This is a genomic window from Hwangdonia sp., assembly GCF_048381975.1.
In the GTDB taxonomy this organism is placed as follows: Bacteria; Bacteroidota; Bacteroidia; order Flavobacteriales; family Flavobacteriaceae; genus Hwangdonia; species Hwangdonia seohaensis.
Genome location: NZ_JBLWYT010000002.1, coordinates 1 through 23,080, shown reverse-complemented (window position 1 = coordinate 23,080; position 23,080 = coordinate 1). Strand labels below are relative to the sequence as shown.

The following is a 23,080-nucleotide window of genomic DNA, read 5'->3' as shown; positions in this document are numbered from 1 at the left end:
TGGATTCCCGATGTCTCGGGAATGACAAATTTTTGAAATCTTGAAATAAAAAATTTCAAGAAGCTAATTTTCAACCTTCAAATTCAGACTTAAACGCTTTGTAATAGGCATTAAACTCTTCTTGGGTCTTTATCGTTTTATGGTCGTCTTCTTTAAACATTTTTAGATATAACTCTAATTGTGCCGGAGTTTGGTAACCACGTAATGGAAAAATCAATTCACCCTTTTCATCAATAAATACGATGGTTGGGTATGCACTAACTTGAAAATATCCCGCCAATTCATGTGGCGTGTTACGTCTATTCGCATTTGCAGGATTATATCTAGGGTTAGAAAATGTTTTTTCTTTGTAGTTTACACTTTCGTTCCCTTCGCCATTAAACTTAACGGCATAATAATGTGCATTAACATAATCGGCAACTTCTTTATTTTGAAAGGTGTTGCGATCTAACAATTTACATGGGCCACACCAGTTGGTGTAAACGTCCATCATAATTTTTTTAGGGCTTTTCTTTTGAAGCTCTAGAGCCTCTTGAAAAGTAACCCAATTTATTTTTTGTGCGAAACCACTAGCCGATGTTAAAACGGCCAATAGTAATATAAGTACTGTATTTTTCATAGTAATCTAAGTTGCAAAATTTGTTCCGAACTTACAAAAAAAGCTCCTAAAGAGGAGCTTTTTGAATAATTTTTAACACTTTTTTCGATTAACGAACACCATGCATTAGTTTTTTGAGTAATGGGTTTAACAAAATGGAAATTAATCCAACTCCCATCGGAATTAAGGTAAATATTAAAAAGAAAGTACCAAGTGAATATTGTTCAGATATTTTATCAATCATGCCACCCATAGTTCCGGCAGCCTTTTGCCCTACTGCAATGGCTAAATACCAAACTCCAAACATAAAACCAATCATTCTGGCAGGCACCAATTTGCTTAAATACGATAACCCAACTGGTGATAAACACAGTTCTCCCATAGTATGTAATAAGTATGCTAATATTAAGAATACAATACTAACCGATGCTGTTTGAGCTCCTGAAGGAATGCCAGATGCTCCGTAGGATAAAATCGCAAAACCTAAACCTAACAAGATTAAACCTAAACCGTACTTCATTGCGGCACTGGGGTTGTATTTACTCTCCCACCATTTAGAAAACAAGGGCGCCAATGTTATTATAAAGAACGAGTTTAGAATACCAAACCAAGTGGCTTCAATTTCGTGACCTTCTTCGGTGAATTTATTTACCAATCTAAAAATAACCAAAAACCAAATTCCAGCGAACGCAATAGCTAATACAACGTTAGATAGTCCGATTTTAGCAAAGGTCTTTTTTACCAACAAGTAAAGCACCCAAGTAATAATAATTAAAGGTACAGTAGTTAATAAGGCGTCAACTATTTTAAAGATCATGGCAGAGTTTCCAACTAAGGTTCTATCAGTGTAATCTCTAGCGAACAAGGTCATTGACCCTAAAGATTGCTCAAAAAAGGCGAAGAAGAACACGGTAAACACACCAAAAATAGATACAGCAATAATTCTATCTCTAACAATAGGCAAATATCTGGCAATACGCGTTACCAGTAAAACTAAGAACAATGCCAAAGCTAAAAGCACTATAAAGCTAGAGCCACTTAAGCCACCAACTTCAAAAGGCATTAAACTAGTTCCTTCTATTTTCTCTAAAGGGTCATTAAAAAGATAGAGCAAGCCTCCTACGGAAGATAAAACAATTAATATTTTATCGAAAGCGGTAAACGGATTCAGTTTTTCATCAACAGCGGATTCTTCTTGTTCTTTAGGGGCTTCTTCATTAATATTCTGAGGAATTTCAACCACGTGTTTCAATGACGGTTTTCCCCCTACATTTCCAAACAAATCTTTAGCCAACCAAAATTGCAACATGCCTAAAAACATAAAAATCCCAGCTAAACCAAAGCCCCAAGGCCAACCATAATTTTCAGCCAAATAGCCACAAAGCATCATCCCAAAAAATGCCCCGGCATTAACACCCATATAAAAAATGGTATATGCGCCATCCTTTTTAGACTCCTTCCCCTTGTACATTTCAGAAATAATCGATGTAATATTTGGTTTAAAAAAACCGGTACCAATAACAAGCAAGGCTAAACCTATATAAAAAGACGAGGTAGTTTCTAAGGCCATAGAAGCATGGCCAAGCGTCATTATTAAACAGCCAATAACAACGGCTACACGATATCCTGTAATTTTATCGGCAATCCATCCACCTATAATTGGCGTTAAGTATAACAGCGAAGCATAAGTACCAATTAAAGCCAAAGCATGTTCGCGGGGCCATTCCCAACCTGGGTTATCACTTATTATAGGCGCCGTTAAAAACAGCACCAATAAAATACGCATCCCATAAAAGGAAAAGCGCTCCCACATTTCGGTAAAAAACAATACAAATAATCCTGCTGGATGCCCTATTACCTTGTCTTTAAATAGATTTTCGATATCGGTATTCATAAAAAGAATATTTAATGGTTTTAATGAAGAAAACCCCATAATAAATTACGAGGTTTATTGATAGTTTATTGATTATCTGCTAATTCGAAGCCTTCAGCCTCCTCATGCATTGTTCTTTCATTATCTTCGGCGCCATGGGTTAAAGTTTCCAGTTTCTTCCTGAATAACATCACTAGAACTCCAAACACCACACAGAAAACAGCTATTCCCGTAAATACCGTAAGCTCTCCCAAACCTTCAGCCGATTCGCCTAATAATCCCGCAAGTTTATTACCAAAACCAGTCATGGCAAAATAAACTCCCATCATTAACGAAGCATACTTCACTGGAGCAAGTTTTGTTATATATGATAATGCAACTGGAGAAATACATAATTCACCAACTGTGTGAAACAAGTAAGCCAGCACTAACCAATACATAGCGGAAGAACCCGTGCTGTTAAATTCTGAAGCTGCGGCCGACATAAAGAAAAATCCTGTTCCCATTATAATTAACCCAACTATCATTTTAAATAAAGAAGTTGATATTTTTCCTTTTAATTTTCTATTTGCCCAATAAAGAGCCACCGATGTTCCTAAGAAAATAATAAACATGGCATTTAAGGATTGAAACCAAGATGCAGGCACTTCCCAGCCCATGAGCATTCTATTGGTATTTTCTTTGGCATATATATTCATCAATCCACCCGCTTGTTCGAATGCACCCCAAAAAACAATTACCAATAAAAATGATATAAACAGAACAATCACGCGATCCTTTTCTATTTTAGTTAAAGGTTTTTTCATCAGCTCTTTATCATCTGAATTTTGAGAAGCCCCAAGAAAGTTACCCACGTGTTTTAAATGTTTTTGTCCTACAACATACTGAATTAACCCTAATGTCATACCAATTCCGGCTAATCCAAAACCGTAATGCCAACCATGTACTTCGCCTACATAACCAACAATTAAACTAGATAAAAAGGCACCAACGTTTATTCCTATATAAAAGATAGTGAATCCCTTATCTCTTCGAATATCCCCTTGCTTATACAACCCACCAACCATAGTAGAAATGTTCGGTTTTAACATCCCAACTCCAGCTATGATTAAAGCCAAACCTGAATAAAAAGCCCACATTTGTTCAACAGCCAAAATACTATGGCCTGCAACTAATATTATTCCGCCATAAAGTACAGATTTTTTCTGCCCAAGAAACTTATCGGCAATCCATCCTCCGGGAATTGACATCACATAAACCAGCATGGTATACCAGCCGTAAAGCGCTAAAGCTTCTCCGTTGGTCCATCCCAATCCAGGGTTTGTATCAGATGTTGTCTGCACTAAATAAAGCACCAAAATAGCTCGCATTCCATAATAAGAAAAGCGTTCCCACATTTCGGTAAAAAACAGAACATATAACCCAACCGGATGTCCAAATAATTCTTTTTGTTTAATTGTAGCTGAATTTGCCATAAATTTATTGTTAGTTAGTTATTATTTTATCCTTTTATATCTACTTTTTTTGTTTCGTTTACTTTGGCTTTTTCTCGTTTATCGCCAAGTTTAGAATTTATAAAAGTAGTCATTTTTTTATAGAGGTGTAACCTTGTGTTTCCACCGTAAATACTATGATTATCGTCAGGGTAAACCGCCCATTCAAACTGCTTATCAGCATGAATTAAAGCCTCAACCAATCGCATGGTGTTTTGCAAATGTACGTTATCATCGGCAGAACCGTGAATTAACAAATAATCGCCCTTTAATTTATCGACGTGGTTAATTGGTGAATTATCGTCGTAGCCACTTGGGTTTTCCTGTGGTGTTGTCATGTAGCGTTCTGTGTAAATGGTATCGTAAAAACGCCAACTCGTTACGGGAGCAACGGCTATGGCCATTTTAAATACATCGTTACCCTTAAACAAGGCATTGCTACTCATAAAACCACCGTAGCTCCAGCCCCAAATACCTATTCTGCTGGCATCAATATACGGTAATGCTCCCAATTGTTTTGCGGCATCAATTTGGTCTTCAACTTCGTATTTGCCCAATTCATTTTGAGTCATCTTTTTAAATTGTGCGCCTTTAAAACCGGTACCACGACCATCAACACAAACCACAATATATCCTTGTTGCGCTAAATGCTGATACCAATAATCGTTTGAATTATTCCAACGGTTAGCCACCTGTTGAGACCCTGGACCCGAATATTGATACATTAACAACGGGTATTGTTTTGTAGCATCAAAATCGGCTGGTTTAACCATCCACATGTTCAAATCGTTACCGTTTACATGAATGGTGCTAAACTCTTTTTTTGAGGTTTTATAGTGGGAAAGTTTTTTGGACAACACATCGTTATCCTTGATGCTTTTAATGAGGTTTCCTGAAGATGCACTGTTTAACGTGTATTCCGGTGGCGTAGTGGCGCTTGAAAAGGTATTGATAAAATATGAGAAATCCGCACTGAATGAAGCATTGTTTGTGCCTTCGCTTTTTGTCAATCGCTTTTTATCGCGACCGTTTAATTTAATAGAATACACATCGCGATTTATTGAACCATTTTCAACAGATTGATAAAAAATCCTATTCGCTTTTTCATCATAACCATAGTAATCCGTGACTTCCCAATTGCCTTTGGTAACTTGGTTAATGAGTTTGCCCTCTTCAGAATAATGATAAATATGGTTGTAACCATCTTTTTCGCTGGTCCAAATAAAACTATTGTCTTCTAAAAAAGTTAGGTTATCCGTAACGTCAATATAGGCATCGTCTTTTTCAGCAAGTGTTAAATTGGAGGTGCTGGTTTTGGCGTTTATCAACCATAAATCCAATTCGTTTTGGTGACGATTCATGTATTGTGCACTTAAAATATCGGGGTTATTTGTCCATTCAATTCTAGGAATATAAAAATCGTAATACGCCTTACCTACTTTAACCGGGTTTGTTTTATTGGCATCCAAATGATACATATAAAGCGAAACCACAGCATTCTTTTCACCTGCTTTGGGGTACTTAAACACCTGCTGAGTTTGGTATAATCCGGTGCCGTAAACATCCATTGAAAACTCAGGGACATCGGTTTCATCAAACCTTATAAAAGCGATTTTATTGCTATCGGCGTTCCATTCAAAAGCGCGAACAAAAGCAAATTCTTCTTCGTAAACCCAATCGGTAATCCCGTTGATAATTTTGTTTTTTTCACCATCAAAAGTAATTTGTGTCGTGCTACCGGTATGTAAATCCTTAAAGTATAAATTGTTTTCAAACCCATAGGCAACCTTAGTACCATCGGGAGAAAACGTGGGTTCTTGAATTCTGTTTTCAGAAATTAAGGTTATGGATTTAGCATCAATATCAAACACATAATAATTTCCTAATGTCGATCTTCTATAAATAGATTCTTCATTTGTGGCCAAAATAATTTTGCTTTCATCTTTGCTAAAGGTGTAATCGGTAAAATAATTAAGCTCGTTGATATCGGAAGAATTTACCAGCGTTTTTATCTTTTTCAACGTTTTATAATCGTAAATATCTATCGAAGTCGACCTCGTATATCTATCAAAATTCAACACCGAATATTGCTTCCCGTTTTTCATGGAATGCAACACATCCATACTGTTGGTGCTAAAGGTGCCATCCCAGATTTCGTTAAGTGTAATTTGCTTAGTTTGAGCCGATAAGATTAAGGTAGTGAAAAGACAAATAAATAAGGGCAATCGTAGAATTTTCATTTAAATTATTTTTTTGACAAAACGATGTCAAGTTTACTAAAAATTATGCAAAAAACCGACACTATTAACAGTTAAATGGACGAATGTGAAAACTAAGCCTTCAATTTTCATACCAAGAATGGTATATTTGTGCTGTAAATGAGTTAATAAATGAGCAAAACAATTTCAGGGTTTTCTAAGCTTTCAAAATCAAAAAAAATTGATTGGATTGTAAACACCTATTTTTCAAATACCGAAGAAGCAAAACGCGTTTTAAAACAGTATTGGAGCAGCAACGAAAAACTGCAACAATTGCACGACGAGTTTATCGAAAACACCATAACCAATTATTATTTGCCACTTGGTGTAGCGCCAAATTTTTTAATAAACAACACGCTTTATACCATACCCATGGCAATCGAGGAAAGTTCGGTGGTGGCAGCCGCAAGTAAAGCGGCAAAATTTTGGTTGGATAGAGGCGGCTTTAAAGCCACCGTTATGTCTACAACCAAAATTGGGCAAGTCCACTTTATGTACCATGGCGACTTTAACAAATTGCAACGTTTTTTTAAGCATGTAAAACCAAAGCTTATTGAAGATGCAAAACCCATTACCAAAAACATGGAAGCCCGAGGCGGCGGTATTATTGATATTGAATTGCGCGATAAAACCAACGATATAAAAGGGTATTACCAATTGCACGGATCTTTTGAGACCTTAGATGCCATGGGCGCCAATTTTATAAATTCGTGTTTAGAACAGTTTGCAGATACCTTTAAAAACGAGGCTTTAGTATTTGACGGTTTTTCTGATGATGAAAAGCACATCCAAATCGTAATGAGTATTTTATCCAATTACGTTCCCGATTGTTTAGTGCGCACCGAAGTTAGCTGTAAGGTTGAAGATTTGAAGGAGGACGATTCGATTTCGGGAGAAGATTTCGCCACTAAATTTGTGCAAGCCGTTAACATTGCCGAGATAGAACCCTACCGTGCCGTAACGCACAACAAAGGTATAATGAATGGTATTGATGCTGTGGTTTTGGCAACCGGAAATGACTTTAGAGCTGTTGAAGCTGGGGTGCACGCTTACGCATCGCGACACGGAAAATACAGCAGCTTATCGCATGCAAAAATTGAGGGTGGCATATTTACATTTTGGATGGAAATCCCTTTGGCGCTCGGTACTGTTGGTGGCCTTACAGGCTTGCATCCGTTAGTAAAACTAGCTTTAGAATTGTTACATAAACCCTCGGCCAAAGAGTTGATGCAAATTGTTGCCGTTGCTGGTTTAGCACAAAATTTTGCGGCACTGCGTTCGTTAACCACAACGGGCATCCAACAGGGCCACATGAAAATGCATTTGATGAATATCCTAAACCAATTTGAAGCTAGCGATAACGAAAAGATCTTATTAACCGAACATTTTAAAACCAATACGGTAACCCATAGTGCAGTTGTTGAGGCTTTAAATAAGTTACGTAATGGTGCCTGAGGCTCTCGAAGGCACAAACCAACTAAAATGCAAAAAGGATACGTTTACATATTAGAATGTAGCGACGGAAGTTATTACACTGGAAGCACTATTGATTTAGAACTAAAAATTCAACAACATCAAAACGGTTTAGGTGCAAATCATACAAGAAAAAGGCTCCCAATAAAACTAGTTTACTGTGAGGAATTTGAAAACATAGGCGAAGCGTTTTATAGGGAAAAACAAATACAAGGATGGAGTAGAGAAAAGAAAGAAACTTTAATAGAAAATAATTTTGAAAAATTGCCTTATTTATCTTTAGCTTATCGAGATAAGGCGTCTTCGAGTGCCTCAGACACCACGAGTGCCTCAGACACCACGAGAACTTCAAATACAACACCTCAAATGGCTAAAAACTTAAACAATATAACATTTAATTCAAACGGAAAACTTTTATTAACGGGCGAATACGTGGTGCTCGACGGTGCTTTATCGTTAGCCATACCAACTAAATACGGACAAGCGCTAGAGGTTGAACCCATAAACGAATCCAAACTTATTTGGAGAAGTTTGGATGAAAAAGGAAGTGTTTGGTTTGAGGATACTTTTGAAATTATAAAAAATGAGATTTCTCACTCCGTTCGAAATAACAACACTATTTCAGATAGATTGCTTCAAATATTAAATTACGCAAAACAACTCAACCCTGATTTTTTAAATAGTAATGGAGGATTCAAAATCACTACAAAACTAGATTTTCCAAGACATTGGGGGTTGGGCACCTCCTCTACCTTAGTAAACAATATGGCACAATGGGCGCAAGTTGATGGCTATAAACTTTTAGAAAACACCTTTGGCGGTAGTGGTTACGATATTGCTTGTGCGCAACACAATACTGCAATTACCTATCAATTATTTAACGAAGGAATACTAAAAAAACCTTTCGACTGCGCTCAAGGTGACACGATAAAACACGACAAAAAGAGAAACATTGACGAAATAGATTTTAATCCTTCATTTAAAAACCACCTGTATTTTGTTTACCTCAATCAAAAACAAAATAGTCGGGATGGGATAGCGCGATATAAAAACAATAGATCAAATTTATCGGACTCTATTTCAGAAATAAACGACATTACCCAAAATATCATCTCTTGTAAAACACTTGAAAACTTTATATTTCTTATCGAAAAACACGAAAACATCATTTCAAAAATCATAAAACAAAGTTCTGTAAAAGCGAGCTTGTTTAACGATTTTAATGGCGGTATAAAAAGCCTTGGCGCTTGGGGAGGCGATTTTATTTTAGTGGCTGCCCAAAACAATCCTACACATTATTTTAGCCAAAAAGGATTTAAAACCATCATTCCGTTTGAGGATATGATTTTATAAATTACAGTATGTACATAAAAAAATAGAACCTATTAAAAATAAGTTCTATTTGATATGTTTTGTTTTTATTGTTTAATTAATCTACAGCGTCTTCAACATCATCGGCTACATCTTCTACGGCATCCTCTACCTTGTCGCCTGTTGTTTCTCTACAACTTGTAAATACCGTTGAAATGGTAAATAAAATTAAAAATACTTTTGCTAATTTTTTCATTGTGATTGTGTTTTAAAGTTAATAATTGGCTTAGTGTTCTATCTACTTTTTAATAACACCTTTTAGTAATGATAAAATAAAAAGCACTATAAAAATAAAGAAGAAAATTTTTGCAATACCTGCAGATGCTCCTGCGATGCCTCCAAATCCTAAAACTCCAGCGATTACTGCGATGATTATAAATATTATTGTCCAACGTAACATAATTATATGGTTTTAATGGTTAATATTAAGAAATCCGACTATCGAATTCCATATTACAAATGTGGCATTTTGTTTAAAGTTAGGTTAACTCTTATAAGGTTGATGTTAACGCAAATAAAAAGAATATCCTTTTTATTGAAATACAAAAAGACCCTGATATATTAGAAATACACCAAGGTCTCATTCACTAACCAACCAAGTTCAATATTAGTGTTATTATATAGTTTTTGTTGACTCAAATAGCCAAACTTTTAACTGTAATAAAATAATAAATTGTCTTTTTAAAATTTATGCGGATTTTAGCTTAAATCCTCTAAAGTTTTAATTTTAGATAAGCCGTTTTCAATTTTATTTTTTTGGGACTCTAAAATTGATTTTGTGCTCATTGGCAAGCTTGTTTCATTAATAACATCGCTATACTCTTCAATGGCCGATTTTTCACCTCGAATGGCTTCTTCGAGCATCGACTCTTCATTATCGGATGAGAATAAGGCTTTTACATCCATCCAGGTTCTGTGTGCCGATCCTTTAAGGCTTCCGCCTTTGTCTACATCTTGTCCAAAAGTTTTTATTTCAGATTTTAATTCGTGCCCAAAACCATAACGCTCTTGTGCTTTTTGTTTAAAATAAGATTTTAAAGCCGCGTTATCAACTTTATCTGCTGCCTTTTTAAACCCTTTTTCGGCATCGTAGGTTTTCTCCAATAAGTCATTTAACTTATCTCCAATTTCTTCTGTGTAAGTACTCATAATTATATGTTTTTATATTAGCAGTAATTTATTTTAAGATGCCTACTGGTTTACATCTGTGTTAATAACAACACATTTACTTTTGTTTGCTATTGTAAAATTAGCTAATGGCATGGCTTCTATTTAGTGCAAATCCATTAGTTATTAACTCATATCAATAAAATGCTACAGATTAGCATGCATATAATTGGTGTAATCTTTTGCTAAACTTTCCTTTTTGGTTTCAGAAAATACCTTGCCTGCTAATTGAAAAAACGTATGCTCCTCATCTTCTAAATGGTGCTCTACTTTGTGTTTTAAATCTTTGGCATACTTTAACCAAGCGGGAGAATCAAATTCTGTTTCCTCCAACTTCTCAATTAATTCGTCAATTTCATGATGCTCTGCAATACCGTGTCTCGCCTTTTCCTGCATCATATCATTACTAATTAAGGGTTTGTAAAAATGACGCTCTTCTGCATTGGCATGCACTTCCAATTCGTTTTTAAGCGCTTTAAAAGTTTGTTTCCTTTCTTTTGTATCTCCAGAGGTCTCAACTAATTTTTTGAGTAATTTTCTTTGCGTGTCGTGGTCTTTTCTTATGGCTTCAAATATGTTCTTCATTTTGTTTTATTTATGTTTTCTTGTCTCATTTTGCTTATTACTCAAAATTAAAACACTTAGTAGTTTAGGCTTTGTTCAATCAAAATAATGATTAACTCTAATGCTATTTTTATTAGCTTTTTCCGAACTTGCACTTTTATTAATCGTTTAATAAACTATCTTTAGCTTATTTTTTATTAAATAAGCAATTAAATGAAGCAAAGCCCAATGTTAATATGTATTCCGGATATAAGTGGTTTTACACAATTTATGAGCGAAACAGATTCTGATTTAAGCTCTAAAATTATTCCTGCTTTATTGAATAAAATTATTTATTCAAACGAAATTGGTTTAAAGGTTTCAGAAATTGAAGGCGATGCTGTTTTGTTTTATAAAGCCGGTAAATTACCGCCTTTAAAAATATTGGTAAATCAATGCATTTATTTTTACAAAGAATTTTACAAGCAATTACATATTTTAAAAGTAACGCACGATAACAACGAAGACAGTCATAAAATACCAAAAACCCTGGGGTTAAAAATTATTTTGCACTATGGGCATGAGATTGATACCGTGCAAATAGGAAAACACATAAAACTTATGGGAGAAGATGTTATTATTGCCCATAAGCTACTTAAAAATAAAGTGCCAAAAGACGAATATTTATTAATATCTGAAAATTTACTGCGGCAATACGATATGAATGAATTGGACAATAATTTATATTGGGGCGATTTAAAAAAAGGTGAAAATGTATATGAACATCTGGGAGAAATTAATTACACCTATATAGACTTAGAGCCTCTGTTACATTTAAACACATAGTTTTTTATGATAGAAATTGAAATCAAAGCCAACAATTCAAAAGAAATTCTTGAAGACATTCAGAAGCATATTGGCGGCACCATACTTGAATTGTGGAGCGAATGTACCTTAATTGTTGATAACGATTTGGCAAAAGGCAGCATTCGATTTATACCATTTGATTGGGGCGTAAACCTTTTGGATTACAACATTACATTTAAAGATGAAACAAGGCTTAAAATGCATGCCGATGCCTACAACCCCATTAGGTTTATTTATGCTTTAAGCGGTAGCTTTAAACATCGATTTGGCGTAGATAACAGAGAAGAGTTGGTAGAACCATACCATTCTTTAATATTCACAAACAAAAGCAGCGGCATTAACTATATTCATTTTCCTAAGGATACCAAACTAGAAATTAATGTTATTCAAATTATACGAAAACGCTTTTTGAAAAAGCGGACCACCAATGTCTCTACACTAAACAAAAAGCTTTATGAAATTTTTCTGGACACAGATCATGAAAACAGGTTTATCCACTATGGTACGTTAAACCTAAAAATGGCAGACCTGGTTAAAAAAACGCGAAATCTTAAAGCCAAAGGCATGCTCCGGGTTTTAAAAATTGAAGCTAAGGTTTATGAGATTTTAACCTTGCACATTCAGCGGCATAACAAATTGCAACAAGGTGTGCCCTTACCAACTTCGCTAATTAAAAGTGAGCTTATTAAGGTTAGAAAACTTGGTGAAGCCATATTAAAAAATCCTGCAAAAAATTATTCTTTAGAACAATTGGCATCAGACACCGGCTTATCTCAAGCAAAGCTCCAAGATGGTTTTAAATTTTTATACACGCGAACCGTAACAGAATATATTAGACATGTTAGGTTAGAATCCGCACGAAATTTAATTTTGACAACAGACTTAAACATTTCTCAAATAGTTTATACCATTGGCTTTACCAGCCGAAGCTATTTTTCGAAAATATTTAAGGAAAAATACGATATAACACCAAATGAATACAAAAAACAAATAGTAACCCCGATTGCTGTTTAATAAAAAAGCCTCGATAAACGAGGCTTTTTTTATATAATCTATGTGCTATTTTTTTATTGAATTTGAGTTTTAGCTCTGTTGTCTTCAATAGCAGCAGCTTCTTTTAAAGCAGTATACAATTTAGCCGTTACCACACTTACTTTTTGAGCTTCTACTTGATTGGCATATGTTTGGTAATTGTCCAACTCAACCGCTGGGGTTACCTTTGTAACCTGAATCATATAAACACCATTGGCGCCATCAATTAACTGAGAAGTTTCGCCTTCGTTCAATCCAAAAGCAGCCCCAACAATTATAGGCTCTCTACCGGCACCCGCAAGGGTTGGAGATTTCATGGTAACCGCCGAAGCCGTTCTTACCGTGGTGTTTTCGGCAGCAGCCAAATCCTCCAAAGTATTTACGGTTATTCTATCTCTAATAATTTTAGCTTTTTTCTCTTTACGTATCGCAGGTATAGCAATTGCCGACGCATCCTCAACGCTTTGCAGCCCTTCTTTATGCTTTGCCACCAATTGTGCAATAACATAACCGTCAGTCATGTTAAAACGCTTAATCGCGCCTACTTCTACACCTTCTTCAAAAGTCCAACGTACAATTGGTCGTTGGTTACCAACGCCAGGGATATTTTCGTCCAATGCTTTTATACCGTTTACGGGTCGCACCGTAAATTTGTTTTCGGTGGCTATCTCTTGAAAATCGTTTTCTGCTGCTTTTCTTTCAAAGTTAGCGGCATCTCTAAACACTTTTGAAATTGTGGCTTCAGACGGTTCGATTTTACGTGCTATGGTAGCAACTTGAACGGCTCTCTTTTTGTTCTTTTGTCCTTCGATTTCAATAATATGATAACCGAAAATCGTTTTAACCACACCCAAATCACCTACTTTACCTTCAAATTCAAAATCGTTGAATTCCGGCACCATGGTGTTGTACGGATGCCAATCGTAACGTCCTTCGTTTTGAATGCTTCCTTGGTCTGAAGAATATTCTTTTACAAAGTCTCCAAATTTAGATTTGTTTGATTTTAAAACAGTTAAAAGACTATCGGCAGTAGCTTTAGCTTGCGCTTCAGATTGTGCAACATCCGGTGAAGCCGATTGGGCTCCTAAAAACGGAATCAATATATGACGCACTTTTGCTGAATCTGGAATTTGTTTAACCGCCGCAACTTTAGATACTTTAAAATACCCATTGTCTTTATATGGCCCGTAAATCTCACCTTCGTTAAGGTTAAAAATACTGTCGGCAACGCTTGTTGGTAACGACGATTTAAAAACAAAACGACTATCAAATTTAATATCGGAGTTTGAGTTAACAAACCTTTCGTTATCCTCTGTTTTAGAAAATCCTGCAATGGTTTCGTTAGCCTTTAGGCCTTCGCTATATTCTTCTCTATCGTTTAATAGTTTTGTTAATTCTTCTTTTATAGCATTTTCATCTTCAATGGTTGCCGCTTCTTTAAACTCAACATACCTGATGTCTCTTGAAGCTTCAACTTCAAATTGCTTTTTGTGTTTTTTGATATACTCTGAAATATCAGATTTTGAAACCTTAATCGTGCTATCTGCAACCGATGAAAAAGGCACTTGCACATACTTAATATCTACTTTATCGCCTTGTAACTTATGCTCTATTGCACCTTCGGCAAGCGTACCTGTTAAACCTGCTTTTACCAAGTTAAAGTAGTTTTGGTTAAGCGCATTATTAGCTAATTGCTTCTCGTAATTTACCCAATCGGCAAAGGTTAATGGCTGCCCACCAATAAAACCGGGTTGCGGCGAAAGCTCTTTAAGGTTGGCAATAAATTCGTTTAACTTGTTTTCGTCAAACATACCCGCTTCATTTAAAAACTCAGGATTGGTTGCCATAGCTGTTTTTAACAAATCGCGCATTTGATCTTTTTCAATAGAAATCCCTAAGGCTTCGTATTGCGTTTCCATTACGGCTTGTCTCACCTCTTGCTCCCAAACACTGTTCATTACTTGTGTGTTTGTCGCCGATGCACCTGCACGTTTTTGTGCTATTTCCACTTTTTGTAAAAAGTCTTCGCGAGTAATATCCTTACCGTTTATAGTCGCTACGATATTTTGCGATTTAGATGTTAGCGCATCGCTATTTTTAAATAAATCTGCTAAAACAAAAGAAAATAATGCCAATGCTATAATTAATATTAAAAATAGTGAACGTTGTCTAATCTTATTTAAAACTGCCATTTGTAATTAAAATTTAAAAAATCCTGATTTGGGATTTAGCTTATTAAGTTGTTAGTATATAAAATCTGTTATATTGATAAAATACAGTGCGCGAAAATACCATTTTCTATTTAATAATGAAAGCGTTATTTGGGATTTGTTTACTTATAAGATGGAAGACCGATTGACTGAAGACCCATGACTGAAAACCGTTTACTGAACACTGCCAACAACATCAATCTTCATCCAAACATTTTAGCTCTACCAAATCGATTTTAGTGGTTGATACCTCTAAAACAGTAAACTGAAACCCCTCGATAATAACAATATCGTCTTGAGCCGGAATTTGTTCGGTTTGGTTAACAATCAAACCGCCTAAAGTCTCGTAATTTTCATTTTCGGGAAGATTCAATTTGTAGGTTTCATTTAAATAATCGACTTCCAATCGCGCCGAAAGCGTAAAGGTATCCTCATCAATTTTCTCTTCAATTAAATCTACGGTATCGTGCTCATCTTCAATCTCGCCAAAAAGCTCTTCAACAATATCCTCAACCGTCATAATGCCCGATGTTCCGCCATATTCATCTAAAACAACCGCAATACTTTTGCGTTTTTTTGTGAGCACATTTAGCACATCTTTAATAAGTACCGTTTCCGGAATATACTCTACCGGTAACATGGCAGATTTTATGGTTTTGGGTTTTTTAAACAGCTCGAAGGAATGCACGTAGCCTAAAATATCGTCCACCGTTTCTTTGTACACCAAAATTTTGGTACAACCCGTTTCGGTAAAAAGTGCGTTAAGGGTTTTAATCGATTCGTTAATTTCCACGGCGATGATTTCGGTTCTGGGTATCATCACTTCGCGAGCTTTAACATCGGAAAACTCCAAGGCGTTTTGAAATATTTGAATCTCGGAATCCACATCGTCATGCGCTTCAACCGATTCCATTTGCTCACTAATATAATTGCCCAATTCTATTTTTGTAAAAGCCAATTGAATTTGATCGCCTTCGGTTTTAAAAAGATGTTTGAGTAAAAAATCTGAAATCCAAATAACAAAATCTGAAATAAAGGTAAACAGCACATAAAAAATATAAGCAGGAACTGCCAGCACTTTAATAAGTGTGTTTGAATAAATTTGAAAGAATACTTTGGGCAAAAACTCTGCAGTTATTAAAATAACAAGGGTTGATATAACGGTTTGCGATAATAAACTTAAATCGGTAAGCATGTAATTTACAAAACCCGAAGTGGTGGGCAGTAGAGATTGAAACCAATTAACCAATACATCGCCCATAAAAAAGCCATAAACCACCAGCGCTATATTGTTGCCAATTAGCATGGTTGTAATAAACTTTGATGGTTTTGCCGTAAGTCTACTTAATATCTTTGCGAGGATACCGTCTTGCTTTTTTTCAATTTCGATATGGATTTTGTTTGACGATATGTAAGCAATCTCCATACCCGAAAAAAAGGCCGATAGCAATAATGATACAATTATGATAATGGCATAAATGCTCATTTATTTTGAGTTGTTGCTTTTTTCGATTTTTTTGGCAAATTTTCTTCTAAAGAAAAATATAAAAACTGCCAATGCTGCCAACGCAAATGAAACATAGGCGCCGTTTGTGCCGTCATTCCATTTTGAAATCCCATCGTAAATAAATAAAACGGCAAATACTAAATAAGCGTATTGAAAAATCTTAGAATATTTCATTTTTGAATCTTAAATTAAATTACCGCAAAGATAATTAAAATAGGGATGCGGAATTTGATGAATCCCACTTATTCGTCAAGTGTAATTGTACCCGTTACCTCAAGGACTTCGGCATTAGTAAAATTTTTATTGGAATCGAAACCATTGCCGTTTATTACGTCTAAACCCGTTATAAAAGTTACTGGTTTATTTGTAAATAACCATTCCTTTTTCTGGTCGTAAAACAATTGTTCGGCATACAAGGTGTCGTTTGTACTGGTTGTTATTTTTACATTGCCTTGCAAATCTATAAGGTTAGTTTCACTGTAATTAATGGCGTAATCGGCCACAACCACATTTTTTTTGTTTTCGTCATCCAATAAATCCAAAGTAATTCCATTGGGGAATTCAAAAAAAGGGAAATCCCTGTTTTGATAGTTTAACATTTTCGGGCTTAATAGAATGGCCTTAACCTTACCAGAATCTGTGTGTACTAAATTAATGTTTTCGGCAATGCCTATGGGCTCGTTTTCAGATATGCCCATTTTCTGCACCTCTTTAAAGTTGTCTTTACACGAAAAAAACATAGCCACAACAATTGCTGTGACTATGTTTAAAATGTAATATTTATATGTTCTTTTCATTAACTATATTGAATACATATTCAATACTTTAGTTCTTTTTTCAAACCGATGGCACGGTAACAGAAGCCCCAATCCAACAACCAATTTTAATAACTTCACCAGAATTGGCGGCACTAAATATATCTGATTTAGAAGGTGCTTTGGCCGAATAACTTGTAGCCGATTGTGCTGCTGCACTTTTTAATGTTGGGTCTACACGTCCTGCTTTTCTTGCCTCGTCTGCTGCTAACCAATACACGGCTCTTTTATTAAAAGTGGTATCGCCACAACTATTGGCACTTGCTGCATACATAGCTGCAATTGATAAATGCGGACGGCCATTTGAAGGATTGAGTTTTAAAGCATCTCTAAAATATCCTCTGGCTTGCCCATATCTCCCTTTGCTTTTAAGAATAGTGCCTATTCTATAAGCCAATTTACCTTTTTTATAATCGTCCTTTTCTAAATCGAACGACTGTTTGAAATAGCTAATTGCCTCGGTTTCTTTGTTTTCTTTTAATAACAATCCTGCAACAAAGTATTTTGTGTCTGCAGAAGGAGCCGTTTCATCATAAGCTTTTACCAGTTTAATATATAAAGGGTCATCGGTACATTCTTTATTAAACATTCTGCTTACGGCACGTCTTAACCAAACGGCATCATTTTTAAAGGCTTCAAAGTCTCTTTGATACAGCGGAATCAGGTTTTCGCAATTAGCCCTTTGACCTAATTTTTGGTCTATACCACTTGAAATTTTATCATAAGCGCCAAGTGTTTGTTCGTAGAACCTTTTATAGCTACCTTCTTTTTTTGTTAAAGTTGTACCGGCATCTTCTTTTTCAACTAACTCATTTAGTTTTTCAGAATAGTTTTCAACTTCGCCTTCAATCTTTTCAACAACATCATCGTATTTATTAAATAAATCTTGAGCGGGTTTTTTACCGGCATCATACAAGTCTACCATTAAAGAAAAATAGGTATACAAGCTTTTAGGGTTTGTAAATGTTTCCTTATCTAGCTTATAAGCCGCGTCGAAACATTCGTAAAGCTCTGCATCAGTTTTATTTAAAATATCCTTATTATCGTACATGAGTTGGCAAGCTTTAGCGGCATATTCACCTTTAGGCGTTTTGCTGGCAAAGTACGTGCCTCTTTCTTCCCATAGTTTTACAAGGTCGTTTACATAGGCTACTTTGTCTGCTCCGGTAGATTTTTCAATTTTATCATCTAAAATTTTCTCACCGTATACGTAAATAGCCCTGTTAAATTTAGGATTACGCTGCCTAAGCTCCATAAATGGTTTATAAGCGGCCTCGTAGTTTTTTGCTTTAGCGTACTCTGTCATAATCGACAGGGTAGCCATATCCTCTTCATTTTGTTGGGCAAAACCAATGCTCAATCCTAAGAATAATAATGTTAATAGTGTAATTTTCGCCTTCATGATAATAGTTTTATGTTGTTAGTCATACTTCCTTTTATTGAACCATCTATCGTTCAAAGATAAGCTTAATTGGAAATTTACAAAATTCTCTTGAATTAAGTTACTGTTTTTGGTTCCGCGCTTACCTATTTCGAAACCTATATTGGCATTAGAAAACACTCTAATATCTCCAACTGGTAAACCTACTCCAAAAGATATGCCAAACTCTTTTATGGATTCGTTATTTATATTTAATCCTGTTTTTTCCGATCGAATACCTGCTCTATAAACAACGCGTTTAAAGTAGCCGTCGAGCGTATTGTAGTTAGGAATAAAAAATCCACCAAACGAAATTGTTGATGCATCTTCATATTGGGTAGCGCTGCTACTGTAAAGTGCATTAGAAAAATTACTGGTTTTTTGAGATGTATACTCACCACCAATAAACCATTTTCTCGGTTCGCCAATTCCGGCACCAAATGAAAATTTAGATGGAATAATTAAATCGGTTTCTTTTAAACCAATGGCTTCAAGGTCCACATCAATAGTGCTTCCCGGGTTTGCAAATTCCTGTCCGGTAGTGGGATTGATTGTTATTGCAGAAAACGTACGCTTGTTTTGCGATGTTAAACTGCTTTCGGGTGAAAATGTAATACCGGAAACCAGCTCTAGTTTTTCCGATAACATCTTTTTATAGGATAAACCAATATTAAAACTCAATCCGCTTAAATCCGATCGGTTAGCTTCACGGGATTGATATTGGGTAAGCACGCCTTCATCATCATAAAGAAACTCAATGGTTGCATTCTGGACATTTCCGAAGTTATAATGGGCATCAACGCCAACACTCAAACCTTTTGCGAGCAAGTACCCAAGTCCTATATATGCTTTATTAACACCGCCTTCGCCTCTAAACCTGTTTACGGGATCTCCGGAATCGTTAAGCGATTCCAGCTTATAGCCCACTGCCGTGTATGGCATTAAACCAAAACCCAAACCGAACTTGCCCATAGGCACAGACAAGGCCAAATAATCAAATGTGGTTGCCGTAGCTTTATCGTTGCCCGAATTGCTTTTTAAATCTATGCTTGAATAACTGCCGCCAACCGTAAATTTAACAGGTCGTGTTTCGTTATTGTAAAAAGCTAAATTTTCGCTCGCATACGACGCCGGATTTCGTAAATTAATATGAATACTATCGGTATAAATGCTCAATCCGCCCATACTTCTATTTTCAACAGTGCCTTTAAATTTAAGGCTCCCAATTCCATAAAACGAATATGGCGAAGCAGTACCTTGTTGAGCGTAACTCTGAATTGCAAAAAACGCAATAAAAACTATTACAAGTTTTTTTATCATTAGTTTGAATTAAATTGTAAAATATAGTTTAGTCCCTCTAAAAGAAAATTAGAGTTGGCAAATATGCTACTTTTTAATTGTTTTGACAAGAAATTAGCATCGCCTCCTGTTAAAATAACTGTTAAATCTGAATATTTTTGTTCATATTCCTTTATCACCCCTTCAATTTCTTTTAAAACGCCATGCACTACTCCAGAATGTATTGAAGCGTTTGTGGAGTTTCCTGTTATGGAATTTGGGATTTCTGTTTCTAATAACGGCAAATTGGCCGTTAAATTATGTAACGATTTATAGCGCATCCGAATCCCTGGCGATATGGCGCCTCCCAAATATTCGTTTTTGTTGCTAACAAAATCATAAGTAATGCAGGTACCCGCATCAATTATTAAAGCGTTATTATCCGGAAATTGATGTACCGATGCACTAACCAATGCTATTCTATCTATGCCCAAGGTTTTTGGTGTGCTGTATAAATTTGTAAAAGGCAGTTTGGTATCAGAATTTAAGAGTATTACATTATAGTGTTTATCGATGTGATTAACGGTTTCCTTCTTTAACTTTCCTACCGAGGATATAATTACTTTTGTAATCGAATTATATTCCTTTTTCAATAATTCAATATGGTTTAAAAGGTGATTAAGTTTAATCACATCCTTTCTTTTAATAGCATCACCCTTAAAAACAGCAAGTTTCACATAAGTATTACCAACATCTACAATTAAATTCATATCCAATTAAAACGCTAAATTTACAAAACCGGTAACAATTAAATTCTTAATTATATTATAATATTAATTTTTAAAGACTCTTGCATCAATTATATACCACAAAACCATAATTTTTTGTATTTTTATTTTGGCGAATAACAAAAATGAATATATATTTGCAACCGCTTTGGCGAGGTACCTTAGCTCAGTTGGTAGAGCAAAGGACTGAAAATCCTTGTGTCCCTGGTTCGATTCCTGGAGGTACCACAAAAAAAATCCCGAAACATTTATGTTTACGGGATTTTTTGTTTTTAATTACGCCTTCTTGTTTAGACAAGCAAAAAGCACTTCATTAAGCACCAAGCAATCTATTCCCAATTTCCCAATAAACTCTAAATAAGTCAAAGCCGGTTTATATGTTTTAAATATATTTAAGTAGTCCATTTTGAATAATTTTATTTTATATTTAAATTATAAATAAGCATACCAATGGCATTTTTAAAAACAGCAAATTTTGCTTTTATAATTTTTATTCTAATTTTAATAAACATATTTTTCTTTAACAACCGTAAAACAACCGAAATATATAGCCTACAAAACAGGATATACACGCAAGACACTGTACGTTCCGGTAAACAATTAGCACAAATTTATTGTAAAATCTGTCATCAATTTCCAGAACCAGAACTACTTGATAAAGGCACTTGGGCTAACCATGTGCTTCCCAATATGGGAATGAGAATGGGGATTAAAATTCCCGGCGTAGATCCATTTGCGGGCACACCAAAAGAAGATCTCGATTTAGTAAAATCGTTAGGCATTTACCACGATGAGCCAATAATAACCGAGGAACAATGGGCAAAAATTACGGACTACTATTTAAACGAAGCTCCGAATAAACCCCTAAAACAAAACTTAGAATCTAAAAAAATTGACCACCTTTCTTTATTCCAAACCAAAAAGGTTTTTATCAACAACAAAGGCTTCCCAAGAACGTCCATGTTGAAATTCGATGAGTCAAAAAACCTATTGTACGTGGGCGATGCCAGCAACTTAATTTATGTTTTGGATAATACAATGTCTGTCAAAAAAACCTGGAAAATGCCAAGTCCTGCGGTAGACATTGACTTTCCAGCCAATAATTCTCCAAGAATATTAACTATTGGTAAATTTAGTCCTTCCGACCAAAAGTTAGGGAGCCTACTCTATAATAGCACTAGTCTTAAAAATTTACCCAGACCTGTAAGTTTTACTACGGCCGATTTAAATGCTGACCACAAAGAAGATGTTGTAATTTGCGGTTTTGGCCATAACACGGGCAAACTGTTTTGGTACGACAACTTTAACCCAGAAAAAGAACATGTATTAAAGAACGTGCCCGGAGCAAGAAAAGTAGAAATTACCGATTTAAACCATGATGGCAAACCAGACCTTGTCGTTTTAATGGCGCAGGCATTCGAGCAAGTATCCGTTTTTTATAATTTGGGAAATAATATGTTTGAAGAAAAGGTGGTTTTAAAATTTCCTCCAGTTTACGGCGTGAGTTATTTGGAATTGGCAGATTTCAACAATGATGGCCATCAAGATATTCTGTTGACAAATGGCGATAATTGGGATTATTCCATAATTAGGAAAAACTACCATGGCGTTAGAATATATATAAATGATGGCCACGACAATTTCGAAAACACCTTTTTTTACCCACTATACGGTGCAAGTAAAGCCTTGGCAAGGGATTTCGACAACGATGGCGATTTAGATATTGCCGCCTCGGCCTTTTACAACGATCACGATAAACCAGAACAGTCCTTTATATATTTATCAAACGAAGGAAACATGGGGTTTAAAGCGCATTCCACCCCCGAAGCAGCCTCGGGAAAATGGCTAACTATGGATGCCGCAGACTATGATAATGATGGAGATATCGATATTTTTTTAGGATCCTATTTCCATACATTTGGGGAATACTTCAAACAAGTTTCAAAAGGAGTTTCAGATTTCCCGCAATTATTGGTTCTTACAAACAATTTAGAAGAATAAGCATTTAATCACAAAGTAAAGGTTTCAGAATTATTTATTATGGCGGGTTTTAAGAAAAATAAAACCGCGCTATCCGTTACCAGTTTTGCAAAACCTTAAATGGAAGTTTTACAAAAGCTGACCACTGCTATCGCTCCCGCGCCCGTCCGCCAGGGCCCGTTCTTGATTAACGTGCCCTCGTTTCCGCTTCGGTTTGGCACAAAAAAATCCCCAACATATCAATGTTGGGGATTTACAAATCCCAAACCGGGTTTAGGATCAAAAAAGGCAACGACCTACTCTCCCACAAATGCAGTACCATCGGCGCTAACGGGCTTAACTTCTCTGTTCGGAATGGTAAGAGGTGAGCCCCGTCGCTATAACCACCTTAAGCTATAGCCGTTCGC

General features: G+C 35.6%; 20 protein-coding genes, 1 tRNA gene and 1 rRNA gene. 6 read left to right on the top strand and 16 right to left on the bottom strand.

The genetic code is table 11. From position 1 onward, the window contains the following. Nucleotides 1-70: 70 nt before the first annotated feature. The 4 genes from ACN5J7_RS03835 to ACN5J7_RS03820 all read right to left on the bottom strand — a co-directional run bounded on the left by ACN5J7_RS03835 (nt 71) and on the right by ACN5J7_RS03820 (nt 6,204). Complete coding sequence (locus tag ACN5J7_RS03835) at nt 71-619, bottom strand: thioredoxin family protein (protein ID WP_311940687.1); 549 nt, start codon at nt 617-619, stop codon at nt 71-73. An 88-nt stretch (nt 620-707) separates the two neighbouring features. Further along, nucleotides 708-2,492, bottom strand: a complete 1,785-nt coding sequence (locus tag ACN5J7_RS03830; RefSeq protein WP_311940684.1) for a peptide MFS transporter — start codon at nt 2,490-2,492, stop codon at nt 708-710. 65 nt (nt 2,493-2,557) lie between these two features. After that, complete coding sequence (locus tag ACN5J7_RS03825; protein WP_418602847.1) at nt 2,558-3,946, bottom strand: peptide MFS transporter; 1,389 nt, start codon at nt 3,944-3,946, stop codon at nt 2,558-2,560. Between the two features lie 26 nt (nt 3,947-3,972). After that, nucleotides 3,973-6,204, bottom strand: coding sequence for a S9 family peptidase (locus tag ACN5J7_RS03820; RefSeq protein ID WP_418602846.1), 2,232 nt, complete (start codon nt 6,202-6,204; stop codon nt 3,973-3,975). A 150-nt stretch (nt 6,205-6,354) separates the two neighbouring features. On the opposite strand from ACN5J7_RS03820, the gene ACN5J7_RS03815 reads away from it, so the two are divergent. Further along, on the top strand, nt 6,355-7,677 hold the full coding sequence (locus ACN5J7_RS03815; protein WP_418602845.1) for a hydroxymethylglutaryl-CoA reductase, degradative: 1,323 nt from the start codon (nt 6,355-6,357) through the stop codon (nt 7,675-7,677). A gap of 27 nt (nt 7,678-7,704) precedes the next feature. Further along, nucleotides 7,705-9,048, top strand: coding sequence for a GYDIA family GHMP kinase (locus tag ACN5J7_RS03810; RefSeq protein ID WP_418602844.1), 1,344 nt, complete (start codon nt 7,705-7,707; stop codon nt 9,046-9,048). Between the two features lie 76 nt (nt 9,049-9,124). On the opposite strand, the gene ACN5J7_RS03805 is transcribed toward ACN5J7_RS03810, so the two are convergent. From ACN5J7_RS03805 to ACN5J7_RS03790, 4 genes are all read right to left on the bottom strand, one after another. Further along, complete coding sequence (locus ACN5J7_RS03805) at nt 9,125-9,262, bottom strand: hypothetical protein (RefSeq protein ID WP_162835818.1); 138 nt, start codon at nt 9,260-9,262, stop codon at nt 9,125-9,127. 42 nt (nt 9,263-9,304) lie between these two features. Continuing rightward, the gene (locus ACN5J7_RS03800) at nt 9,305-9,466 is read right to left on the bottom strand and encodes a DUF1328 family protein (RefSeq protein ID WP_311940662.1); all 162 of its coding nucleotides are present in this window, start codon (nt 9,464-9,466) and stop codon (nt 9,305-9,307) included. Nucleotides 9,467-9,765: 299 nt separating this feature from the next. Continuing rightward, a complete protein-coding gene (locus ACN5J7_RS03795; protein ID WP_311940661.1) occupies nt 9,766-10,215 on the bottom strand; it encodes a PA2169 family four-helix-bundle protein in 450 nt (149 codons plus the stop codon). Nucleotides 10,216-10,380: 165 nt separating this feature from the next. Then, nucleotides 10,381-10,818 carry a hemerythrin domain-containing protein gene (locus ACN5J7_RS03790; protein WP_418602843.1) on the bottom strand — a complete coding sequence of 146 codons (438 nt, stop codon included), beginning with the start codon at nt 10,816-10,818 and terminating at the stop codon, nt 10,381-10,383. 192 nt (nt 10,819-11,010) lie between these two features. Between ACN5J7_RS03790 and ACN5J7_RS03785 the strand changes: the two genes are divergently transcribed. Both ACN5J7_RS03785 and ACN5J7_RS03780 read left to right on the top strand, forming a co-directional pair. Then, nucleotides 11,011-11,622, top strand: coding sequence for a DUF2652 domain-containing protein (locus ACN5J7_RS03785; RefSeq protein WP_418602842.1), 612 nt, complete (start codon nt 11,011-11,013; stop codon nt 11,620-11,622). Between the two features lie 6 nt (nt 11,623-11,628). Beyond that, on the top strand, nt 11,629-12,657 hold the full coding sequence (locus tag ACN5J7_RS03780; protein WP_418602841.1) for a helix-turn-helix transcriptional regulator: 1,029 nt from the start codon (nt 11,629-11,631) through the stop codon (nt 12,655-12,657). A gap of 53 nt (nt 12,658-12,710) precedes the next feature. On the opposite strand, the gene ACN5J7_RS03775 is transcribed toward ACN5J7_RS03780, so the two are convergent. From ACN5J7_RS03775 to ACN5J7_RS03745, 7 genes are all read right to left on the bottom strand, one after another. Beyond that, nucleotides 12,711-14,867: a SurA N-terminal domain-containing protein gene (locus tag ACN5J7_RS03775; protein ID WP_418602840.1), complete on the bottom strand. Its 2,157-nt coding sequence runs from the start codon at nt 14,865-14,867 to the stop codon at nt 12,711-12,713. Between the two features lie 214 nt (nt 14,868-15,081). Continuing rightward, nucleotides 15,082-16,371 carry a hemolysin family protein gene (locus tag ACN5J7_RS03770; protein ID WP_418602839.1) on the bottom strand — a complete coding sequence of 430 codons (1,290 nt, stop codon included), beginning with the start codon at nt 16,369-16,371 and terminating at the stop codon, nt 15,082-15,084. After that, nucleotides 16,372-16,566: a hypothetical protein gene (locus ACN5J7_RS03765; RefSeq protein ID WP_311940644.1), complete on the bottom strand. Its 195-nt coding sequence runs from the start codon at nt 16,564-16,566 to the stop codon at nt 16,372-16,374. Between the two features lie 68 nt (nt 16,567-16,634). Further along, nucleotides 16,635-17,189 carry an LPS export ABC transporter periplasmic protein LptC gene (gene lptC, locus ACN5J7_RS03760; RefSeq protein WP_311940641.1) on the bottom strand — a complete coding sequence of 185 codons (555 nt, stop codon included), beginning with the start codon at nt 17,187-17,189 and terminating at the stop codon, nt 16,635-16,637. A gap of 40 nt (nt 17,190-17,229) precedes the next feature. Further along, nucleotides 17,230-18,609 carry a tetratricopeptide repeat protein gene (locus tag ACN5J7_RS03755; RefSeq protein WP_418602838.1) on the bottom strand — a complete coding sequence of 460 codons (1,380 nt, stop codon included), beginning with the start codon at nt 18,607-18,609 and terminating at the stop codon, nt 17,230-17,232. Between the two features lie 18 nt (nt 18,610-18,627). Continuing rightward, complete coding sequence (locus ACN5J7_RS03750) at nt 18,628-19,947, bottom strand: hypothetical protein (RefSeq protein ID WP_311940634.1); 1,320 nt, start codon at nt 19,945-19,947, stop codon at nt 18,628-18,630. Continuing rightward, entirely contained in the window at nt 19,947-20,675 is a 729-nt protein-coding gene (locus tag ACN5J7_RS03745; RefSeq protein ID WP_311940631.1) for a type III pantothenate kinase, read from the bottom strand. Before ACN5J7_RS03745 ends, ACN5J7_RS03750 begins: the two co-directional genes overlap by 1 nt. A gap of 173 nt (nt 20,676-20,848) precedes the next feature. On the opposite strand from ACN5J7_RS03745, the gene ACN5J7_RS03740 reads away from it, so the two are divergent. Together ACN5J7_RS03740 and ACN5J7_RS03735 are read left to right on the top strand one after the other, a co-directional pair. Beyond that, nucleotides 20,849-20,921: transfer RNA gene (locus tag ACN5J7_RS03740), tRNA-Phe, on the top strand. A gap of 222 nt (nt 20,922-21,143) precedes the next feature. Next, entirely contained in the window at nt 21,144-22,694 is a 1,551-nt protein-coding gene (locus ACN5J7_RS03735) for an FG-GAP repeat domain-containing protein (protein ID WP_418602837.1), read from the top strand. 262 nt (nt 22,695-22,956) lie between these two features. On the opposite strand, the gene rrf is transcribed toward ACN5J7_RS03735, so the two are convergent. Then, nucleotides 22,957-23,064: ribosomal RNA gene (gene rrf, locus ACN5J7_RS03730) — 5S ribosomal RNA — on the bottom strand. Nucleotides 23,065-23,080: the final 16 nt, after the last annotated feature.